We start from the raw sequence: 26,624 nt of genomic DNA on the forward strand, positions 1-26,624 counted from the left end.
ATTTTGCTAATATACACTTTTTAAATTAATTTTAATTTTTAATAATCTTTTTTAAAAATTTGATAATAAGGCAAATTGTGTTTTATTTTAAATAAATTTGTATAAATGGAAAAAAAATCACCTCATATATTAAATGCATCCAGCAATCTTTTAGGATTTTCTCTGATTATAATCACTTCATTGAAAATCACTAAAATCAGTGGTAGTACGTATCTGGACGAATTTGCAGGTGTTGCTTGTATACTTTTTGCCTGCAGTTGTTTTTTTTCATTTCTGGCCATCAGAACGAAGAATGAAAAAAGAGAAACCAAGTTTGAGAACATTGCGGATTATTTATTTTTAATCGCTTTATTCTGCATAGTCCTGGCAGTTATTATCGTAACAATAAGAATAATGTAATTATTTATCCCGAATTGAAAGATAAACATTAAGTAGAGTTGAATATAAATGAATATTTAGGCCATATAATCAAATTCACTTTATTTTAAGATAATCTGATTATAAAAGCATTTATAGAATTTCCCAACGGATGGCAATTACAGAGAACAATAACAGGAAAAAACAGCTTTAAGGATTAATTATTTATGGGAGATAAAAAAGTACCGACCCTTTTAGAATTTTCTTTCGATCACATAATCCAGCATGCTGTGGAGTGATCTTTTAGCATCTGAATCGGGGAATTCATTAAGCAGGTCTTTTGCTTTTTGCTGGAAATCTTTCATTACACTGATAGCATAATCCAGCCCACCCGAGCTTTTAACAAAAGCGATGAGCTCTTTTACACGCTTCTGATCATTATTATAGCGTTTTATCGTATTGAGATAGTATTTTCTGTCTTTTTCACTTGCTATTGTAAGGGTATGGATCAAAGGAAGTGTCATTTTCTGTTCCTTAATATCAATCCCAACCGGTTTCCCGATAACATTTGAACTTAGATAATCGAACAGGTCATCTTTAATTTGAAAAGCCATTCCGGTATAAGTTCCAAAGTCCTGCATTCTTTTTGCAAGCTTTTCATCAGCGTTATTTGACAAAACACCTATTTCGCAACAGGCGGCAATCAGGGTTGCTGTTTTCTGACGGATAATTTCATAATAAACATCTTCAGTAATATCAAGCTTTCTGGCTTTTTCCAATTGAAGAAGCTCTCCTTCAGACATTTCCCTGATGGTCCTTGAAATAACAGAAAGTAAATCATAATCTTTATGATCGGTAGACAACAGAACTGATTTCGATAAGAGATAATCCCCAACCAATACTGCAATTTTATTCTTCCATAAAGCATTAATAGAGAAAAAATTCCTTCTTTTAAAACTTTCATCCACTACATCATCATGGACCAGTGTTGCGGTATGGATCAACTCTATCATCGAGGCTCCGCGATAGGTCTTTTCTGTAACTTCACCTACCAACTTTGCGCAAAGAAATACAAACATAGGACGCATCTGCTTCCCCTTGGTCGTAACAATGAAACGTGTCACTTTATCCAGTAAAGGAACTTTACTTTGCATAGATTCATAAAACTTTTGTTCAAAAAGTTTCATTTCTTCATTGATCGGTTGCTTGATTTCTTCTACGATGTTTGCCACAATCTGTGAGTGATGGGTAAATAATAATTAATATTCACAAAGATAATTTTTTTCAGGCAATTTTAGTAGAAAATTCAATCTTTGAATTCTTCTTTTGGAATAAAATACAGACTCTGCTTTACAGTTCCGAGTGGATAACGGAATTTCTCCCCTGAAATATATACGCCTTTTTCATCTACGCCAATTCCTTCGATCTGCCCGATTGAGGTGGCACTTCCCAGATAATAGTGCTTTAATCTCTCTTTAAAAAAGATTCCCGGTTCAGTTTCATTAAAAATATCAAGGAAAACTTCTGTTTTTTTGGTGTATCCAACCAAATAGAGTTTATGATCAAAATAAGCAGCATCGGTTACTACAAAATCTGTTTTATAAGTTTCTATTTTTTCGGCTTTCTGCAATTCATCCGCTTTTGGATCGATGGTATAATGTGAGGTTGCTTTTGCGGACCATTCTTTGGTAAAAATATGCAGTTTACCATTCAAATAAATCATAGCTTCCGCATCGAAATCATTATTGGTGTTTTTGGGGACAAATTCTTTTTGTTCAGGATAATAAAAAGAAAGGGTTCTAATAGAGTCATTTTCCATCCTGCCATTAGAAAAAGGAACTTTATAAATTTCAAGGTCTTTTCTTGTTCCTGTATTATTTCCAAAATCTCCGATATAGAAATGAGAGTCATCATGAGTAAGCGCTTCCCAATCTTTATTTTTAGCTTTAATTTTCAGGATATTCAACACCTTTCCTGAGCCCTTGTCTATTTCAAAAAGCTCCGGGCTATTATCACTATCATTAAAAGTATAAAGTTTACCATTAAAGAAATCCAATCCGGATGTTTCTTTAACCTCATCTTCTAAAAAGGCTGTTCTGTACCTTTTTATTTTAAGAAAATCTGTCTGTTGGGAAAATGAAGTCTGAAAAAACAGAAATACAAAGATGAGGATAACCTTTTTCATTGAATAAAAATACTAATTTACCGGTTTAGCATAGCAAAATTGATGCTGTAAGCGATGCAGTTATCATATTGCTAAAATAAAACGGGCTTTTGGGCCCGTTTTACTGATTAAAAAAGTTGTTTGAAAAAATTTATGCTGACTTTTTATGTTGTTTGCGGATTTTCCTTGCAAAGTAATCTTTCTGATATTGCCTTACCGTCTTTCCTGTACCGTCATGTCTCCAGCCGGGAGAATTGAAAATATAATTGATCCGGTCTGAGAATTTCAATCCCGGTTGTTTGATATCTTTCCATATTTTTCGCCATTCATAGAACAGTACCGTATCAGGTCTGTCATCGGGCATTTTAGGGTATATCCCATATTTCACAGGAATATTCGGATCCTCTTTTTCAAAAGTCCCGAACATTTTATCCCAGATGATCAGGCACATTCCCATATTTCTATCGAGATATTTGATGTTGCATGCATGATGTACACGGTGATGGGATGGAGTCACCAGAATATGTTCCAGGAAACCCATCTTTTTTACCGTTTGCGTATGAACCCATGTTCCATATACCTGTCCGATAGCGTACACTACCATAATATGCCATGGATTGAATCCTAAAAAGGCAAGCGGAGAAAAATAGAGGTACCGGTACAACGGTTGTAAAACAGGACTCCTGAATCCCGTTGTCAGGTTAAAGTATTCGGAATTGTGGTGGGTAATATGAACTGCCCAGAAAGCCCTGGAATGATGATCTACATAATGAAGCACATAATATGCAAAATCTGTGATAACAAAGCAGATCAGCCAGTACCAGATGGTGAAATCCCAAGAGAAAAGACGGTGATTGTAAAAGAAAAACATCACTCCCATTGCAAAAACCTTCATTACCAGATCCAAACCAAAATTCAGAAGAGCTAAAAAAACGCTTGTTGCTACATCTTTTTTATTATATAGTTTAGCCTCAGAAACGTGGCTATAAATCATTTCAGCTAAAATTACGGTGGCATGAAAGGGAATTGCCCAGGCATAGACATTTTCTAGTCCATCTTCGCCCAAAAAGTAATTCATCGTTACTAATTTTTGTACAAAGGTAGGACATTCTGAAAATCAGAGTCCCATTTTGGATAATTTTTTAAGGAAATTTTAATCGGTCGTCTTATTGGCCAATTGTCCGCATGCGGCATCAATATCTCCACCTCTGCTTTTTCTGATCATTACTGTGATACCTGCATTTTCAAGCTGACGAACATAATTTTCTTCTGCCTGTTTATTGCACTGGTCATATTTACCATCACCGATCGGATTGTACTGGATAAGATTAACTTTGGAAGGAACCTGCTTGCAATATTTGATCAGCGCTTTGATATCTTCATCACCATCATTAATGCCTTTCCACACACAATATTCAAAAGTGATCACGTTGCCGGTCTTTTTGTACCAGTATTGAAGAGCCTCCATAATATCAGTTAAAGGAAACTTATCTGAAAAAGGCATGATTTCGTTTCTTTTGGATTCTATTGCAGAGTGAAGCGATAATGCCAATTTTACCCTAAGGTCATCATCGGCAAGCATCTTGATCATCTTTGGAATCCCGGAAGTAGAAACCGTAATTCTCCTTGGAGACATCCCCAGACCTTCAGGCTGGGTAATTTTCCGGATCGCTTCTACCACATTTTTGTAATTCATCATTGGCTCTCCCATTCCCATAAAAACGATATTGGTAAGAGGGCGGTCGAAATACATTTTGCTTTGACTGTCAATAAGTGCAACCTGATCCACGATCTCGGCGACTTCAAGATTTCGCATTCTTTTTAGTCTTGCAGTAGCACAGAATTCACAGTTTAACGAACATCCTACCTGTGAGGAAACACAAGCGGTAGTTCTTGTTTCTGTAGGAATCAGAACAGATTCTACCATAAGACCATCGTGAAGTTTCACCCCATTTTTAATGGTTCCATCCTTACTTTTCTGAAGCAGGTCCACAGATACCGGATTGATGGTATATTCTGCTGAAATTCTGTCACGAAGCTGTTTTGAAAGATTGGTCATCTCATCAATAGAATGGAGGTTTTTACTCCACAACCAGTCATAAACCTGTTTCGCGCGAAATGGTTTTTCTCCTAAAGTCAAAAAGTAGTCTTTAAGCTGGTCCAGTGATAAAGTTCGAATATCTTTCAAAATAGAGTTGAGTATAGATTTTAAATTATAAATTTTAGATTAAAATCCCCAAACGAAGTTAGGGCTTAATCTAAAATTTATAATCTATCATTTAAAATTATTATAAAATAAGCATTGCGTCCCCGTAAGAATAGAACTTATACTTTTCTTTTACGGCTTCTTCATATGCATGCATTACAAAATCTCTTCCAGCAAATGCCGCAATCATCATAATTAATGTAGATTTTGGAGTGTGGAAGTTTGTAATCATTGAGTTGGCTACTCCGAATTCATGAGGCGGATAGATGAATTTATTTGTCCAACCGTTGAACGCAGAGATTTTTTTGTTGGAAGAAACAGAAGTTTCCAATGCTCTCATTGTTGTAGTTCCTACAGCACATACTCTTCTGTGTCCTTCTACTGCTCTGTTGATGATTGCAGCATTTTTCTCATCAATGATGATTTCTTCAGATTCCATTTTGTGCTTGGAAAGATCTTCAACCTCGATCGGGTTAAATGTTCCCAGACCTACGTGAAGAGTTACTTCTGCAAAATCGATTCCTTTGATCTCCAATCTCTTCATCAGATGTTTGGAGAAGTGTAATCCTGCAGTCGGTGCTGCTACTGCTCCTTCTACTTTTGCATAGATCGTCTGGTATCTTTCAGCATCTTCAGGCTCTACAGCTCTTTTGATATATTTTGGAAGCGGAGTTTCTCCTAATTCTTTTAATTTTGTTCTGAACTCTTCATAAGAACCATCGAATAAGAATCTTAAAGTTCTTCCTCTTGAAGTGGTATTATCGATAACCTCAGCTACCAAAGATTCATCTTCTGTAAAGAACAATTTGTTTCCAATTCTGATTTTTCTTGCAGGATCTACCAATACGTCCCAAACACGTGTTTCTTTATCAAGCTCTCTTAAAAGGAATACCTCAATCTTAGCACCTGTCTTTTCTTTATTTCCATAAAGACGCGCAGGGAAAACTTTAGTATTATTGAAAATAAACAAGTCCTTCTCATCGAAATAATCCACTACATCTTTAAACAACTTGTGTTCTATAGTTTCGGTTTTTCTGTTAAGAACCATAAGTCTGGCATCATCTCTATGCTCGGACGGGTGTTCTGCCAATAGTTCATCAGGAAGGTCAAAATTAAAATCGGATGTTTTCATTTTTTTAAATTACGGTTTAAAAATTATTGAAATTACTGGTGTAATTTTCGGTGTGCAAATATACGACATTGAACACCCCTTTGTCAAGCTTTATTTGATAAAGCTGTCAAATGGTTAATAATTACTATGTATTTTGGTCTGAAAAAGATGTAATTTGGTCGCACAAAATTGATTAATTATGAGCAAATATTCGTTAGAATCATTCATTAAAGAAACCAAAGAAAATCCTGAAGAACGGGACTATTTTGAACTTGAAAAACCTCAGCTATTAGAGATAAACCTTACCAATCAATCGGTTTGGACTAAAAGGGGAAGTATGGTGGGCTACATCGGAAATATAAATTTTGAAAGGCAAGGTATGCTTGCAGGAGGTATCGGAAATCTTCTGAAAAAAGCAATCAGTGGTGAAGGTACGAGATTAATGAAGGCAGAAGGCACAGGAAAACTGTATGTAGCTGATTCAGGAAAAAAAGTACGTATCCTTTACCTGAATAATGAAGCATTGTGTGTGAACGGCAACGATGTCCTGGCCCATGAACAAAGTATAAAAAGTGATATTACCATGCTTAAAAGTATTGCAGGAATGCTGTCGGGCGGATTATTTCAGGTAAAACTTTCCGGAACGGGACATGTGGCTATTACAACCCACGGAGAACCTTTAACGCTTATGGTAACTCCTGAAAACCCTGTTTTCACAGATCCTAATGCCACAGTTGCATGGTCCGGGAACTTAACTCCTGAACTTAAAACGAATGTTTCTTTTAAAAGCCTTATGGGTAGAGGAAGTGGTGAAGAATTTCAGATGAAGTTTTCAGGAAACGGATGGGTTCTTATCCAGCCCTATGAAGAAGTATATGCAATAGAAAAATAATAATACCTATAATGGGCTATTAACAAAATTAACTTCATATTTTTATTAAGCTTTAAAGCCGAAAATAAAATGAAAAATCTTTTAAAAATATTTTTTGCACTGATTCTTCTTCCCAATTTGGCAACTGCCCAATCGTCAAAGAAAAACTATCAATACAATATCGATCTTATTCATACGGGTAATGACCAGGTGACGGTTTCTTTTACCCCACCTAAAAATAAGCTGGAAAAAGGTAAGTTTATTATACCCAAACTCGTTCCCGGATTTTATCAGCCCCTGAATTTCGGGCAATATATTTCCGATGTTACTGCAATCGATAAAAAAGGGAAAAAAGTGGTTACGGAACGCTTAGATACCAACAGCTGGTTAATCCACGATCTCAGGCATGTAAAAAAGATATCCTATCGTGTTGCCGATGGTTGGGATTCCTTAAAGGAGCATACACAGGGAGCAAAGTCAGCAGGAAGTACTTTTAAAAAAGACAGTGTTTTTGTGATCAATTATAATTCATTGGTAGGTTACTTTGAGGAAATAAAGGATAAACCATATGAAATCAGCATTAAGAAAAATAAAGATTTTTATGCTTCTTCTGCATTGGATTACAAAAGAAAAAATGACAGTACGGACATCGTCCGGGCAAAAGATTACAGAAACCTGGTAGATTCTCCTGTACTGTATTGCGTTCCTGATACGACCTGGTTAAAAATAGGTACCACCGAGGTGCTTGTATCATTTTACAATAAAAAGGAACGGCATTATTCAAAAAAAATAGCAGATCATATAAAGACGATTTTAGAAAATCAACAGGCCTACCTGGGTGGAAAATTGCCTGTCGAAAAGTATGCTTTTCTGATTTATTACGAATCTTCAGATAAAAAAGGGTTTATGGGAGATGGCCTCGAACACTCCAGGTCGACCGTATGTCTTTATCTTTCCGGGAATATAGGCTATCTGCCGGACGCATTAGACAGGGTTGCCTCCCATGAGTTTTTCCACATTATCACTCCGCTTCATATTCATTCAGGGGAAATCCAGCATTATGATTTCTTAAATCCTTCGATGTCGAAACATCTCTGGCTGTATGAAGGTATGACGGAATACGCAACGATACACATGCCCATAAAGCAAAAGATGATCGGTATTCCTGAATTCGAAAAAAAGCTGGAAGAAAAGATAGCCGGTATGAAGGAGTTTGATCCTCATTTGTCCTTTACCAATCTGAGTAAAAACGCTATGGAAAAACAGGACCAGTACATGAACGTTTATCAGAAAGGGCCATTAATCGGGTTATGCCTGGACATCAGATTGCGTGAGCTTTCGGGTGGAAAAACGGGAACCCAGGATCTGATGCAACGCCTTATGCAAAAATATGGAGAGGATCGCTATTTCAATGACAATGATTTATTTGATGAAATTACAAAAATGACTTTTCCGGAAATCCGGGATTTTTTCAGAGATTATGTAGAAGGAACAAAACCACTTCCCTTAAAAGAATACCTTGCCAAAGCCGGTTTTGCCTATGATGACACTACGGGAAAGGTTACCGCCTTAACTCATCCTGATCCGAAGCAAATCGCATTGAGAAAAGCCTGGATCGGCCAATAAACTGTATATAGGTAAACTCACCGAAAATACTTTTCCTCATGGATTAAAAATATTGAGTTTCAAAAATTGTTCTTTATTAAAACTGTTTACTATGAAAAAAAACTTTACCACATTTCTTTTATTAGCATTAAATGTGGCCTATTCTCAAATTTCAAATGTGGAAAAAGTAATTGATTCCAGTGTGAAGAGTGATAATTTCAACGGAGCAGTTCTGATTGCCCAAAATGGCAGGACCGAATTACTTTCGTATAAAGGATTATCCAACAGACATTATAACATCAGCTTTTCGGACGAAACCAGATTTCATATATTTTCTCTCACCAAGTCATTTACTGCCGTCCTGATCATGCAGCTATACGAAAGAGGTAAAATCAACCTGGACTCTCCCATTGCAACTTATCTTCCGGATTACAAAGGGGAAGCCGCAAAAAAAGCAAGCGTAAGAAACCTTCTAACTTATAGCAGTGGTAGATTTAATAAGGACATCAGTTCCCCGGAACTCATTCACGAGGCATATGACAATACAATTTGGAACCTGGATGATTTTGTCAAAACCTTTCTCTCTGAAAAACTGATCGATAAACCCGGAACAAAATTCAGCTATAACAATGGTGATTATATCCTGCTTGGAAAAATTATTGAAAAGATATATGGTAAATCTTTTGAAGAAGTTCTGAAAGAGCAGATCCTGGTTCCTCTTAAAATGAATAATACAGGTCTTTTGCACCACAATGATATTATCCAGAATATAGATGACGGATATTCGGAAACAGATTCGGACCCGTTTGCTCTTCATACCCCAACCAACACCTATATCGACAATTTTTATACGGCCGGAGGCATGTACTCCACTCCCAAAGATCTTTTAACCTTTGACCAGGCCGTTTTCAATCATGTTTTATTAAAAAAATCAACTGTAGACACCATGCTTACTCCTTATAAGGAGCTTGGGGATACTGCTTTTAGCTTTTGGGTTTATCCTAAAAAATTCGGAAATATGACTACCCTATTTGTAGAACGTCAGGGTGAAGGTTACGGACATAGTGCGAACTGGGTACATTTACCTGAAAAAAACCTGACGGTAATTATTCTGTCCAATACCAAAAACATCAACTACCTCAACAAAATGAGAGAGAGGCTAATAAGTGCATATTACGGACAATAAATAAAAATAAAATCAATTTTAAGAGTAAAATGATTCACTGGTTATTGATATTTTAATATCTTTAAATTTAAATAACATATTTAATCAAAAATATCATTTATGGATAATTCACGTAGAGACTTCATCAAAACAACTGCATTAGCTTCATTCGGAGCACTTGTTTTACCCCATTCTTTATTTGCCTATTCAAAAGGGTTTGTATCTGATAAAAAAGTAAGGGTTGGTTTTATAGGAGTCGGATTACGGGGACAGGAACATGTAAAGCTATTGGCTAAAAGGGACGATGTTGAGATCGTTGCTTTTGCAGACCCTAGTCCAATTATGTTATCTGCCAGCCAGAAAATCTTAAAAAGCAATGGTAAACCGGAGGCCCGTGAATTTTCAAATGGAGAATATGATTACAGAAATCTCCTGAAACTTGGCAACATCGATGCGGTTGTTATCGCTACTCCGTGGGAATGGCACCTTACACAGGGAGTTGAAGCGATGAAGGCTAAGAAAATTGTTGGAATGGAAGTATCCGGTGCCATTAAACTAGATGACTGCTGGGAATTCGTAAAAACTTATGAGGAAACAAAAGTTCCCATTTTTATGATGGAGAACGTATGTTACCGTAGAGATATCATGGCTATCCTGAATATGGTCCGTAAGGGAATGTTTGGAGAATTGGTCCACGGAAGAGGAGGTTATCAGCATGATCTTCGCGGGGTTTTATTTAATGACGGTGTTACGCCTTACAATTCCGGAGCCGAATTCGGGGAAAAGGGTTTTAGCGAAGCAAAATGGAGAACGGAACATTATGTAAAAAGAAATGGAGAACTTTATCCTACGCACGGCCTTGGTCCGGTTTCCGTTATGATGGATATTAATCGTGGAAACCGATTAACACGCTTATCTTCATTTTCTTCAAAATCCCTCGGCTTGCACCAGTATATTGTGGAACATCCGAAAGGAGGTCCCAACCATCCTAATGCCAAAGTGAAGTTTAACCAGGGTGACATCGTTACGACACAAATAGCTTGTGCTAACGGAGAAACTATTCTTCTGACACACGATACCAGCTTACAGAGACCTTATGATCTTGGATTCAGAGTGCAGGGAACTGACGGAATCTGGCAGGACTTCGGATCAGGAGGCGCAGATCAGGGACATATTTATTTTGAAAAGATAATGAATCACACCCATAAATGGGATAATACCGAGAAATGGATCAAAGATTACGACCATCCGATGTGGAAGAAATTTGAAAGCAAAGCAACAGGCGCAGGACATGGTGGAATGGACTTTTTCGTTATGAACACCTTTATTGAATGTATAAAACGTAATATAGAATTCCCTATGGATGTATATGATCTTGCCACCTGGTATGCAATCACACCGCTCAGCGAAAAATCAATTGCTAAAGGAGGACAGGTCGTTGAGATCCCTGATTTCACAAAAGGACAATGGAAAAATCGTAAACCTATATTCGGAATGACAGATGAATTCTAAAAAAACACTTCTCATAGTAGCCGGAGGCTTAGGCACCCGCTATAAAGGCCTTAAACAAGTAGATGGAATATTGGGCAATGGCTCTCCTATTCTGGAATATTCTATTTATGATGCTCTAATGGTCGGCTTCAATAAAATTGTGATTATTATTAATCGTTTCATCCCTGAAAGCTATATAGAAAGGCTGGAAAACATTTCCAAAACCAATAACTTTGAGTTGCAGTGGGTCTATCAGGATATGGATAAATACATTCCTTCAGGGTATGATTATTCGTCCCGGGAAAAACCTTGGGGAACAGGCCATGCCGTACTTTGTGCAAAAGAATATATTAGTGAACCTTTTGTAATGATCAACGCAGACGATTTTTACGGTAAAGAAGTTTATCAGTTAGCATCAAATGAAATCGACAATCAAAATGTTTCTGATTCTCAATTTGAACTCATTGCCTATCCGCTTTCTACCACGTTAAGTAACAATGGTACGGTAGCTAGAGGTATTTGCACGGTGGATGATGATCATTTTTTGCTAAAAGTAGAAGAGCAGACTTCCATCCGAAAAGAAAATAATACTATTGTCTATACCGATGAAAACGGGAAAGACATAGAAGTAGCACCAGATACTTTGGTTTCTATGAATTATTTTATTTTCCACCCCATTATATTCGATTCATTGGAAATCTATTTTAAGGATTTTATTACATCCAATCCACAACCCAAAGAAGAATTTTATATTCCTACTGCTCTGCAGAAAATGAACGAGGAGAATACAATCAAAATTGCAGTCAGAACCTCGCCATCTCATTGGTTGGGAATGACCTATCCCGATGATAAAATTATTCTAAAAAGTTACCTTGAAAAAGAAATCCAAAACCAGCGATACCCCGAAGATCTATGGAGCTGAAGAATATTATCTCAAAATTTATAGGCACTGACAACTGTACAGTTACTCAGATCAATAACGGTTTGATCAATACTACCTATTGTGTAGAAAATAATCAAAACCGGGAAAAGTATATTTTACAGAAGATTAATACACAAGTCTTTAAAAAGCCGGAGCAGGTTATCAATAATCATTTGAAAATAAATAAGATTCTTAAAGAGGGTCAATATCATTTCAAAATGACACAACCGATTGCTTCGTCTTCAGAGGAGTTTTTAATCAGGGATGGAAATGGAGATTCATGGCGAATGACCAGCTTCATTGATAACAGCATTACTTTTCTTACTGTTCCTTCAGCGGAAACAGCTTCCAAGGCAGCAAGAGCTGTGGGTTATTTTCTTAGCATCATTAATACGCAAAGTCTTCCCATCATTGAAGATCCATTACCCGATTTTCTCAATTTTGAAAAGAGACTTACCGACTATAAAATTTCATTAGAAAGCGGATCATCTTCTTTAAAAGAAAATGCAAAAGCTGAAATAGAAATGATGAACCAATTGTTGTGGTTACCTGATCAATGGATCAAAATGCAAAATAATGGCCAACTCCCCAAAAGAATTGTTCATGCAGATGCGAAAATCAGTAATATTCTTTTTGATCAGAACCATGACCCGATGGCTATAATTGACCTGGACACAATCATGACTTCTACTATTCTCTATGATTTTGGAACCATGATCCAGTCATACACCAATACCACTAATGAAGATGATGGAACAGCTCAAAATAATTTCAATTCAGAAATTTTCGAATCGGTAAAAGAGGGCTTTCTATTTCATCTTAAGGATCTATTGACTCCAGACGAGTTTGAAAATCTTGATTATTCCGCACAGGTGGCTATCTACATTCAGGGGCTTCGTTTTCTTACAGATTATTTAAATGGAAGCACTTATTATTCTACAACCTATCCGGAGCATAATCTCGACCGTACGAAGAACCAGCTGGAGCTTCTCAGGGGTTTACGCAGTTATTTAAAAGTAGATTAAAGTGCACATCTTATGATGATGTTGCTGGAGCATAAAGGAAATAAGGAAGGAGGTTATTTTAGAAATTCCATGATCTTTGACCATCCTTCTAATTTCTTTTCCAACGAAATGGTATGCAGCGGGCTTGTCGAAGGCAGCAGAATTACAGGAAGCCGATAATTTTTTCCTAAAACTTTCTGTAGGTTTTTATAAGATTTTCCTCCATTACAAAATATGGCAGTGATATTCGGATATTGTTCTAAAAGCTCTTCAATCTGATTGGCTTCTTCATTTCTGATCTCCGAATCAAGACTTCCTTTTCGCTCACAGGAATCAATCACATCCCAAAGTGCGATGTGGTGTTTCTTCAATGTTTCAATCCTTACTGCATAATCTTCCGTAAATTTTTCATGAAGCAGCTCAAAAATAATCTTCCAGAATTTATTTTGAGGATGTGCATAATATTGTTGCTTTTCCAATGATTTGACCCCTGGAATGGAACCTAAAATTAAAATTATGGAATGGACATCAATAATAGGAGGAAATGAAGAAATACGATTTTGCATAATTCAAATATAAAAAAAACGGGCCAAAAGCCCGTTTTCGTTTTTATTGTTTGTTTGTTATAATGTTTCTTTTAACCAGTCAAAGAATTCTCTTTGCCATACCAAACCATTTTGCGGGTGAAGCACCCAGTGATTTTCGTTCGGGAAATACACTAATTTTGTTTTAAGGCCTCTTAATTTTGCTGCCTGGAAAGCTTCCTGTCCCTGTTCATAAGGCACACGGTAATCTATTCCTCCCTGGACAATCATGATCGGCTTATTCCATTTTTCAATAAAATTGCTAGGGTTAAATTCTGTATAAGCTTTTGGAAGCGGCTTCTCCCATGGAGACCCTAAGTCCCAGTTGGCAAACCAAAGCTCTTCAGTGGTCAGATACCATGATTTCATATCAAATAGCCCGTCGTGAGCAATAAAGGTCTTGAATCTGTTATCGTGAATCCCCGCAAGCATAAATACACTGTATCCTCCATAACTTGCTCCTACTGCAGCTACTCTTTGTCCGTCCACATAAGGTAATGTCTTAGCATAATCTGTAGCGGCAAGATAATCCCTCATAGGTTGTCCACCCCAGTCTTTAGAGATTTCTTCATTCCACTTTGTTCCCCAGCCCGGCATTCCTCTACGGTTCGGCGCAACTACAATGTATCCGTTAGCCGTCATAAGAGCAAAATTCCATCGTACACTGAAAAACTGAGTCAATGCAGATTGAGGTCCACCCTGGCAATATACCAAAGTAGGATATTTTTTATTCGGATCAAAATTCGGCGGATAATGGAACCATACTCCCATTTCTTTTCCATCCGATGTTTTCACCATTTTTAGTTCAGATTTCCCTTGAGCCAGTTTGGAATAAGTATCTTTATTGGCTTCCGTAACCTGTTTCATTTCACCGTTTTTAATGTTTACAGAAAATAAATCTGTAGCATGGTTGACATCGGTTCTGCCTACCAATAAGGTGTTTTTATTATCAGCAAAGATTTCATTTACATCAAAATCTCCTTTTGTGATCTGTTGAACCTTTGCATTTTTAGGATCTAAGGAAAACAATTGTTTTGTTCCTCTGAATGCTGCCGTAAAATAGATGGTTTTGGAATCACCACTCCAGAAAACATCACCGGAAACACTTTCGTCCCAACCTTTTGTTAGGTTCTCTGTTTTTCCGGACTTCCAGTCCATGATTTTCACATCATTTTTATCCGCTTCATAGCCATCTCTTTCCATGCTCTGCCATACCAGTGATTTTCCGTCCGGACTGAACTTTGGATTTACGTCATAACCTTTATTTGATTCTGTAAGGTTCTTTGTAGCACCGGAAGCAAGATCATAAGCAAAAATATCCGTATTTGTACTTGTAGCATACTCTTTCCCGCTTTTAGGCTTGGTAACATACAAAAGCTGAGAAGAATCAGGACTCCAGATGAAATCCTCAGCTCCACCAAACGGCCTCTGCGGAGAATCCCATGTCTTTCCTTCCAGTAAGTCTTTTGATGATTCCACTTTATCTGAAGTATTAACTACAAAAACATGATTGTATTTTCCTTCATTGAAATAATCCCAGTGTCTGTGGTTCAAATCAGTATACACCTGTGCTGTTGTTTTAGGAGTATCGCTGTATTTATCTTTCCCCATTACTTTCTCCACTAAAACCTGCTTGCTGAAAGCAATTTTCTTTCCATCAGGGGAAATTACAATATTATCAACCTCACCGATGGTATAAAACTCGGTCCAGGTTTTCCCGTTATCTTTAGAAAGGAATATCTTATCTCCTTCCTGTGCGTAAATTCCATTCTTATCCCACTGAATAAGAGCTTTTTTACCTAAGTCTAATTTTGAAGACTGATTATTGATAACATTAAGGAAATAGTTTTCGTTTTTCGTTTTCTCTGTTTTCAGATCTACTTGCCCTACTTTATAAATAAGTGAAGACTGATCAGGTGAAACTGCCTGTACTCCCACTTTTTTCAAAGTCCAAAGAATTTCAGGCGTCATTAACTGTTGTGCATTCATTAAAAGTGGGGCTGCTAAAGCCAGCAGGCTGTACTTAAGTTTCATAAATTGCTTTTTAATTCAAAGATTGCCAAATTTAGTACTTAAAATAAAAATATGCGAAGGAATTAACAATTATCTTGTTTTTTGTTAAAGTGATGAATTGATTTACCTGTGATACATTTGATGATAAGACGCTTGTACAGTTGCTATTTATGTTATTTATATCCTTTTTGATGGACCAAATAAAAAATCCGCCAGCTCAACTGACGGATTTATATTGTTATGCTATACTTCTGTGAGCTTAGTCCCCATCTGAGAACATAGAGTTGGCCAATGAAGTGATCAATGATAAGGCGATACTGAAAATGAATGCCCACCAGAATCCATCTACAACCATACTGTCTATGAAATAATCTGCCAGAAGGATGATTAATGCATTAATGACTAAAGCAAATAATCCCAGGGTGATGATCGTTAAAGGAAGTCCCAAAAGACTTAAAACAGGTTTTACAATTAAATTCAAAAGACCCAAAACAATCGCGAAAATAATCGCAGATGAAAAGCCTTCAAAATGTACTCCCGGTAAAATTTTCGTTAAAAGAAACGCAACAAGCGCAGTAATCAGTAAACGGATAATTAAGTTCATATGTTAATATTTTTAATAGTTTGTATACAAGTATCAAAACTCATTCCATCGGATCTCGGTTTGAATGATTAATAAAAGTCTTTATCCATCATGCATTGCTAAAGTTTATATTTTCAATACAATAAGGGAAAACACTGATTTTTCAAAAATGGGTATTTTCCCTTTGCGTTATGATCTTTTTATTCCTGAATTTTAAGTCTGCAAACCCCTTAAAAATTATGATCATGGACGCAACACACACAACCAATCTCACCAGAGTTGATGCAGGAAAAGATTCATCCTGGCACATTCACAAGGATCACCTGAAGTATTCCAATATTCAAAAAACAAGAGTGGACTTTAATGGACGGAGCCTTGAAAAAATTATGCAAAAAATTGCAGACAACGCATTTATTAATGCACCTTATCTACAATCTGATGAGCAAAACCGCTATTACCAGGAATGCCTTAGATGGATTGAAGAGAATTATGATTAATCAATTTTTTTAAATGGACAAATGCCTAAGGATACCTTAGGCATTTGTTTTTTGGCAAGTAAGACGGCTGAAGTAAAAGTTACGTGTCTTTTTTTTAATTTTATAACAGCTAATAATCTTATATGAAAAAAGAATACACCCATTATTTCAGATATATTATGCTTGCTTCTATCCTACTATTAATCATATCAATGATAGTGCAGGTTAATCTGTTGGTCATTAGTGCTCTTTCTGTGGTTTTTATTTTATCTCTTATTCTTGTGCTTGACCAAAGCGAGTAGATTTAAATAACGGTGGATGCCCTATAAATCAATTCGGTTTCCATAATAACCGTCTGATCCGGTGATGACGCATTTTGTATTTTTTCCAGCACGAGACGGGCAGCGGTTTCTCCCATTTTTTCTAATGGTTGCTGTACAGTTGTCAGCTGCGGATGCACAATAGTTGCCAGTTCTGTTCCTGAAAAACTTGCAATCGCTATTTCTTCAGGAATTTTTATATTCTGCTCATGAACATAATTCATTGCACCAATAGCTAATGTATCGGAAAAGGCAAAAATACTGTCGAAATGGATGTTTCTGTTTAATAGTTCCTGTACTGCCTTTCTGCCATCTTCAAAAGTCATTCCCTCTGTAGAAACAATCAGATCAGGATCAGTAAGACTATATTTCTCCATAATACGTTTGTATCCGTTCACTCTTTCAGTTACGTTCCTTATCGTTAAAGGCCCCATAATGTGTGCGATCCTTTTTCGTCCCGTATTAATCAGGTGCTCCACTACTAATGATGCTTTGATCTGATCATCTACGATCACCCGCGAAGCCTGTATTGATTTCCCGGGTATCCTGTCAAAAAATACCATGGGAATATCATTATTGATCAGCTTTTTGTAAACTTCTTCATTAAGACTTTCATGACAAAGATTAATAATGATCCCGTCCACATTAAATTCTTCTAAAAGCTTAAGATTCTCTCTTTCTATCAATGGATTTTCATCCGATTGTGTTATGATAACACGATACCCTAACGGATCCAAAATATTCTGAATCCCCTTCAGAACTTTTGAAGAAAATGGTGTGATCATTTCCGGTACCACCAATCCAATATTTTTGGATTTTCCATACTTTAAATTCAAAGCTGTTGCATTGGGTTTATAGCCCAATTTCGTTGCTGCTTCCAATACCCTCTTCTGAGTTTCCGGGTTGATATTTTTATCATTAAGCAGTGCTCTTGAGATGGTAGAGGTAGATAATGACAAAAATTTCGACAAATCTTTAATGGTTACACGCTTCATCAGGGACTCTTTTTTATCAAAAATAACAAAAAAATAAGCAAATGGGAACGTTCCCAAATTCTGGGAACGTTCCCATTATCAATTTCATAACAAAAAATACCGGGCAATAGATTTATTAATATAAGTTTAGCAAACGATTAACATTCAATTAAAAACTATAATATATGACTCCCAATTCTTATCCCTATAACCGTGAAAATATTAAAACCGGCATTGTACATATTGGTGTTGGAAATTTCCACAGGGCTCATCAGCAGTATTACACCCACCTTCTGCTGGGAGACAAAAATCAACAGCAATGGGGTATCTGCGGGATTGCCTTACTTCCTTCTGATGAAAAAATAGTACGTGATTTAAGATCCCAAAATCTGGATTATACCCTTACGGTTTGTGGAAGGGATGGAAAAGATGAAATCTATACCATAGGTTCACTCATAGAGTTGATATGGGGAGTAGAAGATCCCCAGGCAGTAATTGCTAAAATCGCTGATCCGGCGATAAAGATCATCAGTCTTACCATTACGGAAGGAGGATATAATCTCAATAAAGAAACGAATGAGTTTAATCTGAATGACAGCCACGTACAAAACGATTTACTGAATCCGGGTACTCCTGAAACGGTTTTTGGATTTATAGCAGAAGGTCTGCGATTGCGTAAAAAAAATGGAGCCGGAAGTATCACGATCTTGTCTTGTGATAATCTTCAGCATAATGGCAATACCGCAAAAAGGGCATTCACCAGTTTTATAGAAGCTCAGGATAAAGATCTTGGAAACTGGATCAAATCCCACGTTACATTTCCAAACAGTATGGTGGACAGAATTACACCTGCTACCACAGCCAAAGATATTGAAAGGCTTAATGAAAAAAGCGGCTGGAATGATAAAGCCCCCGTTTATTGTGAAGATTTCATCCAATGGGTGATAGAAGATCAATTTATCGCAGGAAGACCCGAATGGGAAAAATCCGGCGTAGAATTCACGAATGACGTCACTGCTTTTGAAAACATGAAACTCAGTCTCCTGAATGCTTCGCACACCCTATTATCCTACCCTTCTTTCTTAAAAGGCTACCGCAAGGTAGATGAGGCCATGCAGGATCAAAGTATTGTAAAGCTAATCAGGGATTTTATGAATATAGATATTACACCATATGTTCCGGCACCTGCCGATACTGATTTAGATCTTTACAAACGTACACTGATAGAAAGGTTTTCCAATCATAGCGTAAGTGACCAGGTGAGCAGATTATGCTTTGACGGTGTTTCTAAATTTCCGGTATATATTATGCCCAATCTCGCAAAAATAATCAGTGATGGAAAAGATCTTATGCGTCCGGCATTTCTTATAGCTTCTTACAGGCATTATTTGAAATATAAAACGGACGATAAAGGTTTTACATATGAAATTGGCGAGCCATGGCTAACTTCGGAAGATGAAATTTTAATCCAAAGTGATAACCCCATTGATTTTTTAAATCTTTCTGCCTTTAAAAGCATCGATTTGAGAGAGGTAAATGCATTTACCGGTCTGTACTTACAGTTTGTTGATGATATTAAAAATCAGGGGATCGCACCTGTTTTAGAAACTATTATAAACTAAAGTATTATGCAAACAAATTCCGAAATAAAAGCTTTGAAAATAAAGTCTGACAGCAGTATCCTTCCATTTGCTATTATTACTTTCATTTATTTTATTGTTGGTTTTCTGACAACTGTTAATGAACAGTTGCAGGCTCCTTTAAAATTTACTTTTCTGGCTCATGCGGGAGGTCTGAAAAATACCTTCACCACGCTCATCTCTTTCTTTTTCTTTTTAGGATATTTGTTAAACGGCACTTTAGGAAGCAAATGGGTCAATGCCTTTGGATATAAAAATACGATCCTAAGAGGTTTGTTTTTTATGATCTCCGGATTGATGATGTATTTATGTTCTTCGTGGGTGGGTTATCAGTTTCCTTCGGTGGATTTCAGGATCGGTGATGCCGTTATTCCCTTTGGGTTTATCATTTTTGTAGCCGGATCTTATTTAATGGGAACTTCTGCAGCAATTATTCAGGTGGTGGTAAATCCTTATGCTGCCTCTTATCCTTTAAAGGGGACACAGCCCGTACAACGACTGAATATTTTAACAGCCATCAATTCTATTGGTACGACCTCAGCACCTTTCTTTGTGACCATCGTGATGTTCAGTGGTATCTCCATTGAAAATATTGAAATAAAACAGCTGCTACTACCTCTTTTTGTACTGATCATCTGTATTGTTACGGTGATGGCTATCACCAAGAGACTGCATCTTCCTGATATTGAAAATACGAGAGCCGTTGCAGGAGAAAAACTGGAAAGAAGCATTTGGTCATTCCGCCATTTTGCTTTGGGTGTGGTTGCCATTTTCTTTTATGTAGGAACCGAAGTTGCCATCGGAGCCAATATCAACCTGAATGCTTTTGAGCTTATGGAATCGGGAAAGCCGATCACTTTCTTCGGAAAAACGGATATTATTATCGGCGGAATGGACCTTGGAATTCATGCCTTATTATCTACTTTATATTGGGGAGGTTTCCTTGTTGGAAGATCTATTTCCAGTTTTTTCAGTAAGATCTCAGCGAGAACACAGCTTGCAACGACAACAGTTCTTGCTACCATCCTGGCGATTACTTCGATGATCACCCAGAACCTTTGGTTCCTTGTTGCCATCGGGCTTTTGCATTCTTCTATGTGGAGCTGTATTTATACACTTTCTATAAAGGGTCTGAATAAATATACCTCAAAAGCATCCGGTGTGTTCATTTCTGCTGTATTTGGCGGTGCGGTATTTACTTTACTTCAAGGAGGACTGGCTGATCTTTTCGGCTCATGGAGATGGACCTGGATATTAACGGTCATCTGTGAATTGCTTATGCTTTCTTATGCACTCTTCGGATCTAAGATCCGGGAGAAAGATATTATTAACTAACCATTCATTTCTTTTATACATTCCTTTTTTCCGGTATTCATTTACCGGACAGGAATGTTGTAATCAAAAAGACACTCAGCATTATGATTAAAATTAAAAAGTTGATGATTATTTCCATCATCATTGGAAATTCATGGGTTTATGGCCAGAAACTGCATTCTGCATTGCAGCTCAGAAATAGTCATTTGTGGCGAGGTCAGGAAGTTTCCTCAGGTTTCATATATACCGGTGATGTTCATTTAGATGGTAAGAATTTTTACGGAGGATTCTGGGCCGGAGGAAATGCAAATGGCTCCTATAAAGAGTTTGACAATTATATTGGATACAAAAATAAGCACCTTATGGTGGAACTCTGGGATATTTATAATTTTTCACCTGGTGCCACTTATAACAACAAAGAATTTTTTAATTACAATGCAAGTGAAACAGGGCGCTTCTGGGATTTCAGGTCATATTATACAATAAGTGAGAAACTACCCTTAGTCTTAAGCTGGAATACGGTAGTCTTTGGCCGGGATAGGGATAGGGACAATACACACAATAAATATTCTTCTTTTGTTTCAACAGAATATCCTTTCTATACAAAAGAAAACCTCGCGGTACGAGGGAGGATCGGATATGCCTTTGCCTTACATAATCCCAAAGGTGAAAAAGGAAACTTTTTTGCTCAAGAAGCAGGTTTTAATGAGATCAGTCTGATCATTACCAAAACATTTTCCATTGCGGGTTATCAGCTTCCGGTTGGAATCTGGGGAATGTTTAATCCTGTAGGAAATAATGCTTACCTGCAGTTTTCTGTTCAGGCTTATTCTTTTTAAATCTTATTTAAGTCTCATCATCGTCACCAATGATGTGGCAACATGAGTTTCGGATGATCCGTTTTCGTCCACTGTATAAATTTCAGTTCTGATCACGCTGATCTTCCCGCCTCCTTTTACTACGTATGATTTTGAAATCAAAGCATCTCCCATTGCAGGCCTTAAATAATTAACCTTAAGTTCTATGGTCACTACGTAACAATCATCTTTATAATTGCTTACCGCAGCATATCCCGAAGAAACATCAACCAGAGAAGCGATCATTGCCCCATTAAACATTCCTGCCTTACGGGTCATCATTTCCATCTTTGGGATTTTAATGGATATGAAATCGGTTTCTACTTCAAGAAGCTCTGCTTTGTAGAATTTTAAGGTTTCGGAGCGGTTGAAACTGTCTATGATCAGTTGTTTTTTCTCAGGTGTCATGGATTGAAATATGATTCTTACAAATGTAATAAAAGGATTGAAAATCCCAGCAGCACTTTTTAAGGTAAACGCAAACATTTAAAACATCAAAGATTAGAAAGATCTTGTCCTCTTGTGATTAATCAACAATCTTTAGTTCACAATGATAATGTGAGTTAACCTAGTTGCACCGTAAAATCATCAGATAATGAAAGGACACCTTCCGTAAGGGCATCCGGATGCGTACTGAAACCTTTTAATTTAGATGTTTTTGCTTTAAGAATAAGATCCAGAAGTTGTTTTTCTGATAACTTTTTTCCAAAGAGCTCAAACGGTATTTTAAAACCACAATTTTTAAAATCTGAACATCCAACTGCGGTTTTCCCCTTAATCAGATTGTGTTCTTTGCATTTCGGACATTTTGTTTCCTCAAAAGACTGAAGTTCCTTTTTGGGAGCAGGTTCTCGTTTTTTCTTTTCAACCACTTTCTCTTCTTCCTGTAAAGTGATCACTTTTCCTTTTCCGTCCACTACTTTTCTTGTAAGTTCAGAGACCATCTGGATCAGTTCTTCTTTAAACTGATTGGCTTCATATTCACCACTTTCTATTTTCCTAAGCTTTAACTCCCACTCTCCCGTAAGTTCAGGGCTTTTCAGCAATTCATCTTCAATAGTATCGATCAGTTGAATTCCGGTGTGCGTCGCAATAAGATTTTTTCTTTTCTTCTCAATATATTTTCGTTTGAAAAGAGTTTCTATGATATTGGCCCGGGTAGAAGGTCTTCCGATCCCGTTGTTTTTCAACATTTCACGCAGCTCTTCATCATCAACCTGCTTTCCGGCAGTTTCCATTGCCCTTAACAACGTTGCTTCGGTATATGGTTTTGGAGGGGATGTCTTTCCCTGATGGATCATTGGATCATGGGGGCCCGTTTCTCCTACTGTAAATTCCGGAATGGTTTGCTCTTCTTCTTTTTCTTTATCCTTATCTGAAGACTCTTCTTTCGGTTCTTTGGCATATACAGCTCTCCATCCCGGCTCTAAAACCTGTCTTCCGCTTGTTTTAAAAGGAATAGTTCCAACTTTTCCTTCTACCAATGTATTGGAAATTTTACATTCGGGATAAAAAACAGAAATGAAACGCTTGGCGATCAGATCATAAATAAGCTTTTCCTCCCTGCTCAGGTTCTGGGATGGTGGAACTTCGGTGGGAATAATTGCATGGTGATCCGTTACCTTCGAATCATCAAAAACAGCTTTGGATTTCGGTATAGGAGCTTCCAATAGTGGAGCAATTAAATCCTGATAAAAGTACATTTTCCGAAGAATTCCTTCTATTTTAGGATATAAATTTTCAGATAGATACGTAGTATCCACACGCGGATAAGTCACGTGCTTTTTTTCATAAAGGCTTTGAATATAATTAAGCGTATTTTCGGCTGAATATCCGTATTTTTTATTCGCTTCCACCTGAAGTCCCGTAAGGTCAAAAAGCCTCAGGTTCTTTTCTTTTCCTTCTTTGATCTCAAATGAAACGATTTCAAAGGGATTTACTTTAAGATATCCCAATCCTTTTTCAGCCCGGTCCAGTGTCTTTAAACGATCAATCGCAGCATTGAAAATAACATCGCGGTATTTCGTTTTAAGTTCCCAATACTCTTCTGTGGTAAAAGCGTCAATTTCTTTCTGACGCTGAACCAACATTGCCAGGGTTGGAGTTTGTACCCGGCCGATAGAAAGAACGGCTTTATTCCCTCCGAATTTTTTCGTAAATAAGCGTGTTGCATTAATACCAAGCAACCAGTCTCCGATAGCTCTGGCATTTCCAGCCAGGTACAGATTTTTGTAATCTTCCGCAGGTTTCAGGTTAGCAAATCCTTCTTTAATCGCATCTTCGGTTAGGGACGAAATCCATAATCGTTGAATCGGCTTATTGCACTTTGCCTTCTGCAATACCCAACGCTGGATCAATTCTCCTTCCTGTCCGGCATCCCCGCAGTTAATGACCTCATCACATTCTTCCACCAGTTTTTCAATTACTTTAAACTGATTTTCAACTCCTTTATTCGGAATCAGTTTTATTCCAAAGTTATTGGGAATGATCGGTAATAAAAACAGATTCCAGGATTTGTACTGCGGACCATAATCATGCGGTTCTTTCAGCGTACATAAATGTCCGAATGTCCAGGTTACACAATAGCCGTTTCCTTCCATATAGCCCTGTTTAGGTGTAGTAGCACCTAAAACTTTGGCGATATCTCTGGCAACACTGGGTTTCTCGGCAATACAAAGTTTCATGAATGTTCGGGATTATTGAAAGGGTTGCAAAAATCGGGATTTTTTTTGACTTTAAAAAACTTATAGCTAATCAATACCGGGAAAAGATTAAACATTGGTAACTGATCATTATAAAGTACAAAAAAAGCTCCCACAGGAAGCTTAATCAATTATTATATTTATTCTTTCAACCAGACATCATTATATTCTTCCGGATGTCTTTTGAACTGCGCAAAAACATAAGGACATAGAGGAACTATTTTCAAATTATTTTCCCTGGCATAAGAAACAAGTTTCTCCAATAGTATTTTAGCAAAACCTTTTCCTTCATGTTCAGGATCTACCTCTGTATGATAAACGGTTAATTTTTGTCCAATAACTGAGATATCCATTTTTCCTATCTTCTGATCATCAGAAAATAACTGAACTTCTCCCCTGTTGTGTGTATTAATAATTACTTCTGTTCTTTCCATTTCTATATTTTTTATCTGTTTTACTATTTAATAAAGTAAAGATAGAATGATTGTTTGTACTACGTCATATCCTATGATAACTTCTCTGTATTTTATATTTATTGTATTCCAAATGGGTTTACAAAATCAAAAATCCCTTTAAACCGAAGTTTAAAAGGGATTAGGTTTATCTTCTAATAGAATTTAGAATTAAGGTTATAGTTTAATAAATTACTTCACATCAATTATCTATTCAAAAAATCTTCAAATTGACTTCTTTGAAAATTAACTAATTGATCATGTTTTTTAAATTTTCAATTTCTTTGTTCTGGGAAATCATATAGAGCGTAAGTTCTTCGATTTTTTGAAGTAATTTCATCTGGAAATCTCCGATTTTCACTCCATCTTTTATTATGTTATCCCCCGATGGAATTTCAGGAAGGTGCTTGTTTTCTCTTACAAAGGATTCCAGCTCATTGATCGTAGGCATTTGATAATCTGGTCTGATAGAAGACTTATTATCAAAATACTTCTGAAAAACATAGTCTGCAGGAACATTGGTATCTACGATCACATCTTCAGCATGAATTTTTCCTTTTACGGTTAGCTTTTGATCAGGATTCTTTGTTCCTATTCCTACATTTCCGCTAGTGCTGATCCTCATGAATTCATTCATAACAACAGGTGAATTAAGGCTGCTTTGCGCACTGGCACTTCCCAGGAATTTCATTCCCTCGTTTCCGAGAGTAATAGCCGTTTTATAGTTTGAAAAACTACCATTGCTGGATACCCAGCCATAAGCTGTGGTAGGTGATGCTTTTGCTCCGTAACTCATATAGGTTTCAGCACCACTTCTTAATGACCCCCAGTTATTAAAAGATCCGTTCTCATATCTTATCGCAAAAGCATTTACTCCTTCTGTGGCAGATTTTGCTCCGGCCTGAATTTCTCCTACGACATCCAGTTTTGTTGCAGGCGCTTCTGTTCCGATTCCTACATTCCCTCTAAGGAAAACGCGATCATCACCAACGGAAAATTTCGCAATACTGCTTCCATACTTTCCTATATAATAATGATCAATCTGATTATTGGTGCCTAAAGCTCCAAAACCTCCCAAATGCTGTGTATTATCAGGTGACACAAAATGATATCCCCTTGACCATTGGGTCGTATACCCAACAATTCCTACACCACTTACGACAGCGGATCCGGCATTTAATAGAACCCGCCCCTGAACATCCAGTGGAGCAAGTGGTTTTTTGGTTCCTATTCCCACATAATCATTATAATTGACATAATGTTTATTTTGTCCCGTCAGTGTATTGGTATAAATATCGGACAATACAGCCTTATCAATTAAAGCCGTTGAATTACAATGCTGGATAAGTCTTATCGCATATACGTTTCCTGATTGGCGTGTATGATATACCGTTACTTTATATTGCCCTATAGAACTGTCCCATACAATATCACTAAGATAAATATGATCTGTAATGGGGCCTGAAGCTTCTATGATTCTCGATACAGGCTGGTACCAGATACCACCACTAGGATTTGCACCAACAATAATTTGTTTTTTAATAATACCTACGGTATTTTCACTATTCCATGCACCAACGATATGTATTTCTACATTCCCGTTGATGGTGGTTCCCAATAATATATCTACCGCCAAATTACTTTCCTGATTAGGAAATCTAACAGAGAAGTCTTTATATTTAAAGCTATTTGGAAATATTGCAGGGTCATCCAAATGTGCATAACTATCCATAAGATCGCTAAATTGGATTTCTGTAGGTCTTTTTCCTGCTTTAAAATAATTTTTTAATTGTGCTATTGTTCTTTTTGCCAT

The 26,624-nt window shown here is 36.9% G+C and carries 24 protein-coding genes; 11 read left to right on the forward strand and 13 right to left on the reverse strand.

Going from position 1 to position 26,624, the window contains the following annotated elements:
- Positions 1-105: 105 nt before the first annotated feature.
- Positions 106-399 carry a hypothetical protein gene (locus G9C87_RS06300; protein ID WP_172279244.1) on the forward strand — a complete coding sequence of 98 codons (294 nt, stop codon included), beginning with the start codon at positions 106-108 and terminating at the stop codon, positions 397-399.
- Between the two features lie 212 nt (positions 400-611).
- Here the strand turns inward: G9C87_RS06300 and G9C87_RS06305 are convergent, their stop codons facing one another.
- The 5 genes from G9C87_RS06305 to queA all read right to left on the reverse strand — a co-directional run bounded on the left by G9C87_RS06305 (position 612) and on the right by queA (position 5,859).
- Positions 612-1,589, reverse strand: coding sequence for a polyprenyl synthetase family protein (locus G9C87_RS06305; RefSeq protein WP_172279246.1), 978 nt, complete (start codon positions 1,587-1,589; stop codon positions 612-614).
- A 74-nt stretch (positions 1,590-1,663) separates the two neighbouring features.
- The gene (locus G9C87_RS06310; RefSeq protein ID WP_172279248.1) at positions 1,664-2,542 is read right to left on the reverse strand and encodes a hypothetical protein; all 879 of its coding nucleotides are present in this window, start codon (positions 2,540-2,542) and stop codon (positions 1,664-1,666) included.
- A 130-nt stretch (positions 2,543-2,672) separates the two neighbouring features.
- Positions 2,673-3,599 carry a sterol desaturase family protein gene (locus G9C87_RS06315; protein WP_172279250.1) on the reverse strand — a complete coding sequence of 309 codons (927 nt, stop codon included), beginning with the start codon at positions 3,597-3,599 and terminating at the stop codon, positions 2,673-2,675.
- A 75-nt stretch (positions 3,600-3,674) separates the two neighbouring features.
- Positions 3,675-4,709 carry a 23S rRNA (adenine(2503)-C(2))-methyltransferase RlmN gene (rlmN, locus tag G9C87_RS06320; protein ID WP_172279252.1) on the reverse strand — a complete coding sequence of 345 codons (1,035 nt, stop codon included), beginning with the start codon at positions 4,707-4,709 and terminating at the stop codon, positions 3,675-3,677.
- A 100-nt stretch (positions 4,710-4,809) separates the two neighbouring features.
- On the reverse strand, positions 4,810-5,859 hold the full coding sequence (gene queA / locus G9C87_RS06325) for a tRNA preQ1(34) S-adenosylmethionine ribosyltransferase-isomerase QueA (RefSeq protein ID WP_172279254.1): 1,050 nt from the start codon (positions 5,857-5,859) through the stop codon (positions 4,810-4,812).
- 178 nt (positions 5,860-6,037) lie between these two features.
- Between queA and G9C87_RS06330 the strand changes: the two genes are divergently transcribed.
- The 6 genes from G9C87_RS06330 to G9C87_RS06355 all read left to right on the forward strand — a co-directional run bounded on the left by G9C87_RS06330 (position 6,038) and on the right by G9C87_RS06355 (position 12,917).
- Positions 6,038-6,730, forward strand: a complete 693-nt coding sequence (locus G9C87_RS06330) for an AIM24 family protein (RefSeq protein WP_172279256.1) — start codon at positions 6,038-6,040, stop codon at positions 6,728-6,730.
- Between the two features lie 69 nt (positions 6,731-6,799).
- Positions 6,800-8,335, forward strand: coding sequence for a peptidase M61 (locus G9C87_RS06335; protein WP_172279259.1), 1,536 nt, complete (start codon positions 6,800-6,802; stop codon positions 8,333-8,335).
- 91 nt (positions 8,336-8,426) lie between these two features.
- Positions 8,427-9,500 carry a serine hydrolase domain-containing protein gene (locus G9C87_RS06340; protein WP_172279261.1) on the forward strand — a complete coding sequence of 358 codons (1,074 nt, stop codon included), beginning with the start codon at positions 8,427-8,429 and terminating at the stop codon, positions 9,498-9,500.
- Between the two features lie 99 nt (positions 9,501-9,599).
- Positions 9,600-10,991 (forward strand): Gfo/Idh/MocA family protein, encoded by a 1,392-nt coding sequence (locus tag G9C87_RS06345; protein ID WP_172279263.1) that lies wholly within the window; start codon positions 9,600-9,602, stop codon positions 10,989-10,991.
- Positions 10,981-11,892 (forward strand): NDP-sugar synthase, encoded by a 912-nt coding sequence (locus tag G9C87_RS06350; RefSeq protein ID WP_172279265.1) that lies wholly within the window; start codon positions 10,981-10,983, stop codon positions 11,890-11,892. The genes G9C87_RS06345 and G9C87_RS06350 overlap by 11 nt, the downstream gene beginning before the upstream one ends.
- Entirely contained in the window at positions 11,883-12,917 is a 1,035-nt protein-coding gene (locus G9C87_RS06355; protein WP_172279267.1) for a phosphotransferase enzyme family protein, read from the forward strand. The genes G9C87_RS06350 and G9C87_RS06355 overlap by 10 nt, the downstream gene beginning before the upstream one ends.
- A 53-nt stretch (positions 12,918-12,970) precedes the next feature.
- On the opposite strand, the gene G9C87_RS06360 is transcribed toward G9C87_RS06355, so the two are convergent.
- From G9C87_RS06360 to G9C87_RS06370, 3 genes are all read right to left on the reverse strand, one after another.
- Positions 12,971-13,462, reverse strand: a complete 492-nt coding sequence (locus G9C87_RS06360; protein WP_172279269.1) for a DNA-deoxyinosine glycosylase — start codon at positions 13,460-13,462, stop codon at positions 12,971-12,973.
- Positions 13,463-13,519: 57 nt separating this feature from the next.
- On the reverse strand, positions 13,520-15,514 hold the full coding sequence (locus G9C87_RS06365) for a S9 family peptidase (RefSeq protein ID WP_172279271.1): 1,995 nt from the start codon (positions 15,512-15,514) through the stop codon (positions 13,520-13,522).
- A gap of 238 nt (positions 15,515-15,752) precedes the next feature.
- Positions 15,753-16,097: a phage holin family protein gene (locus G9C87_RS06370; RefSeq protein WP_172279273.1), complete on the reverse strand. Its 345-nt coding sequence runs from the start codon at positions 16,095-16,097 to the stop codon at positions 15,753-15,755.
- A gap of 224 nt (positions 16,098-16,321) precedes the next feature.
- Here G9C87_RS06370 and G9C87_RS06375 point away from each other — a divergent pair, with 224 nt between their 5' ends.
- Positions 16,322-16,573: a hypothetical protein gene (locus tag G9C87_RS06375; RefSeq protein ID WP_172279275.1), complete on the forward strand. Its 252-nt coding sequence runs from the start codon at positions 16,322-16,324 to the stop codon at positions 16,571-16,573.
- Positions 16,574-16,856: 283 nt separating this feature from the next.
- On the opposite strand, the gene G9C87_RS06380 is transcribed toward G9C87_RS06375, so the two are convergent.
- A complete protein-coding gene (locus G9C87_RS06380; RefSeq protein WP_172279277.1) occupies positions 16,857-17,867 on the reverse strand; it encodes a LacI family DNA-binding transcriptional regulator in 1,011 nt (336 codons plus the stop codon).
- 164 nt (positions 17,868-18,031) lie between these two features.
- Here G9C87_RS06380 and G9C87_RS06385 point away from each other — a divergent pair, with 164 nt between their 5' ends.
- The 3 genes from G9C87_RS06385 (at position 18,032) to G9C87_RS06395 (ending at position 21,639) form a co-directional block, all read left to right on the forward strand.
- Positions 18,032-19,468: a mannitol dehydrogenase family protein gene (locus G9C87_RS06385; RefSeq protein ID WP_172279279.1), complete on the forward strand. Its 1,437-nt coding sequence runs from the start codon at positions 18,032-18,034 to the stop codon at positions 19,466-19,468.
- Between the two features lie 6 nt (positions 19,469-19,474).
- The gene (locus G9C87_RS06390; RefSeq protein WP_228456968.1) at positions 19,475-20,821 is read left to right on the forward strand and encodes an MFS transporter; all 1,347 of its coding nucleotides are present in this window, start codon (positions 19,475-19,477) and stop codon (positions 20,819-20,821) included.
- 83 nt (positions 20,822-20,904) lie between these two features.
- Positions 20,905-21,639 (forward strand): hypothetical protein, encoded by a 735-nt coding sequence (locus G9C87_RS06395; protein ID WP_172279281.1) that lies wholly within the window; start codon positions 20,905-20,907, stop codon positions 21,637-21,639.
- Positions 21,640-21,642: 3 nt separating this feature from the next.
- On the opposite strand, the gene G9C87_RS06400 is transcribed toward G9C87_RS06395, so the two are convergent.
- The 4 genes from G9C87_RS06400 to G9C87_RS06415 form a co-directional block, all read right to left on the reverse strand.
- The gene (locus tag G9C87_RS06400; protein ID WP_172279721.1) at positions 21,643-22,065 is read right to left on the reverse strand and encodes a PaaI family thioesterase; all 423 of its coding nucleotides are present in this window, start codon (positions 22,063-22,065) and stop codon (positions 21,643-21,645) included.
- Between the two features lie 155 nt (positions 22,066-22,220).
- Entirely contained in the window at positions 22,221-24,341 is a 2,121-nt protein-coding gene (locus G9C87_RS06405; RefSeq protein WP_172279283.1) for a type IA DNA topoisomerase, read from the reverse strand.
- 158 nt (positions 24,342-24,499) lie between these two features.
- A complete protein-coding gene (locus G9C87_RS06410) occupies positions 24,500-24,793 on the reverse strand; it encodes a GNAT family N-acetyltransferase (RefSeq protein WP_172279285.1) in 294 nt (97 codons plus the stop codon).
- Between the two features lie 268 nt (positions 24,794-25,061).
- Positions 25,062-26,624: a hypothetical protein gene (locus G9C87_RS06415; RefSeq protein ID WP_172279287.1), complete on the reverse strand. Its 1,563-nt coding sequence runs from the start codon at positions 26,622-26,624 to the stop codon at positions 25,062-25,064.

This window comes from Chryseobacterium sp. LAM-KRS1 (genome assembly GCF_013184525.1).
Classification (GTDB): domain Bacteria; phylum Bacteroidota; class Bacteroidia; order Flavobacteriales; family Weeksellaceae; genus Chryseobacterium; species Chryseobacterium proteolyticum.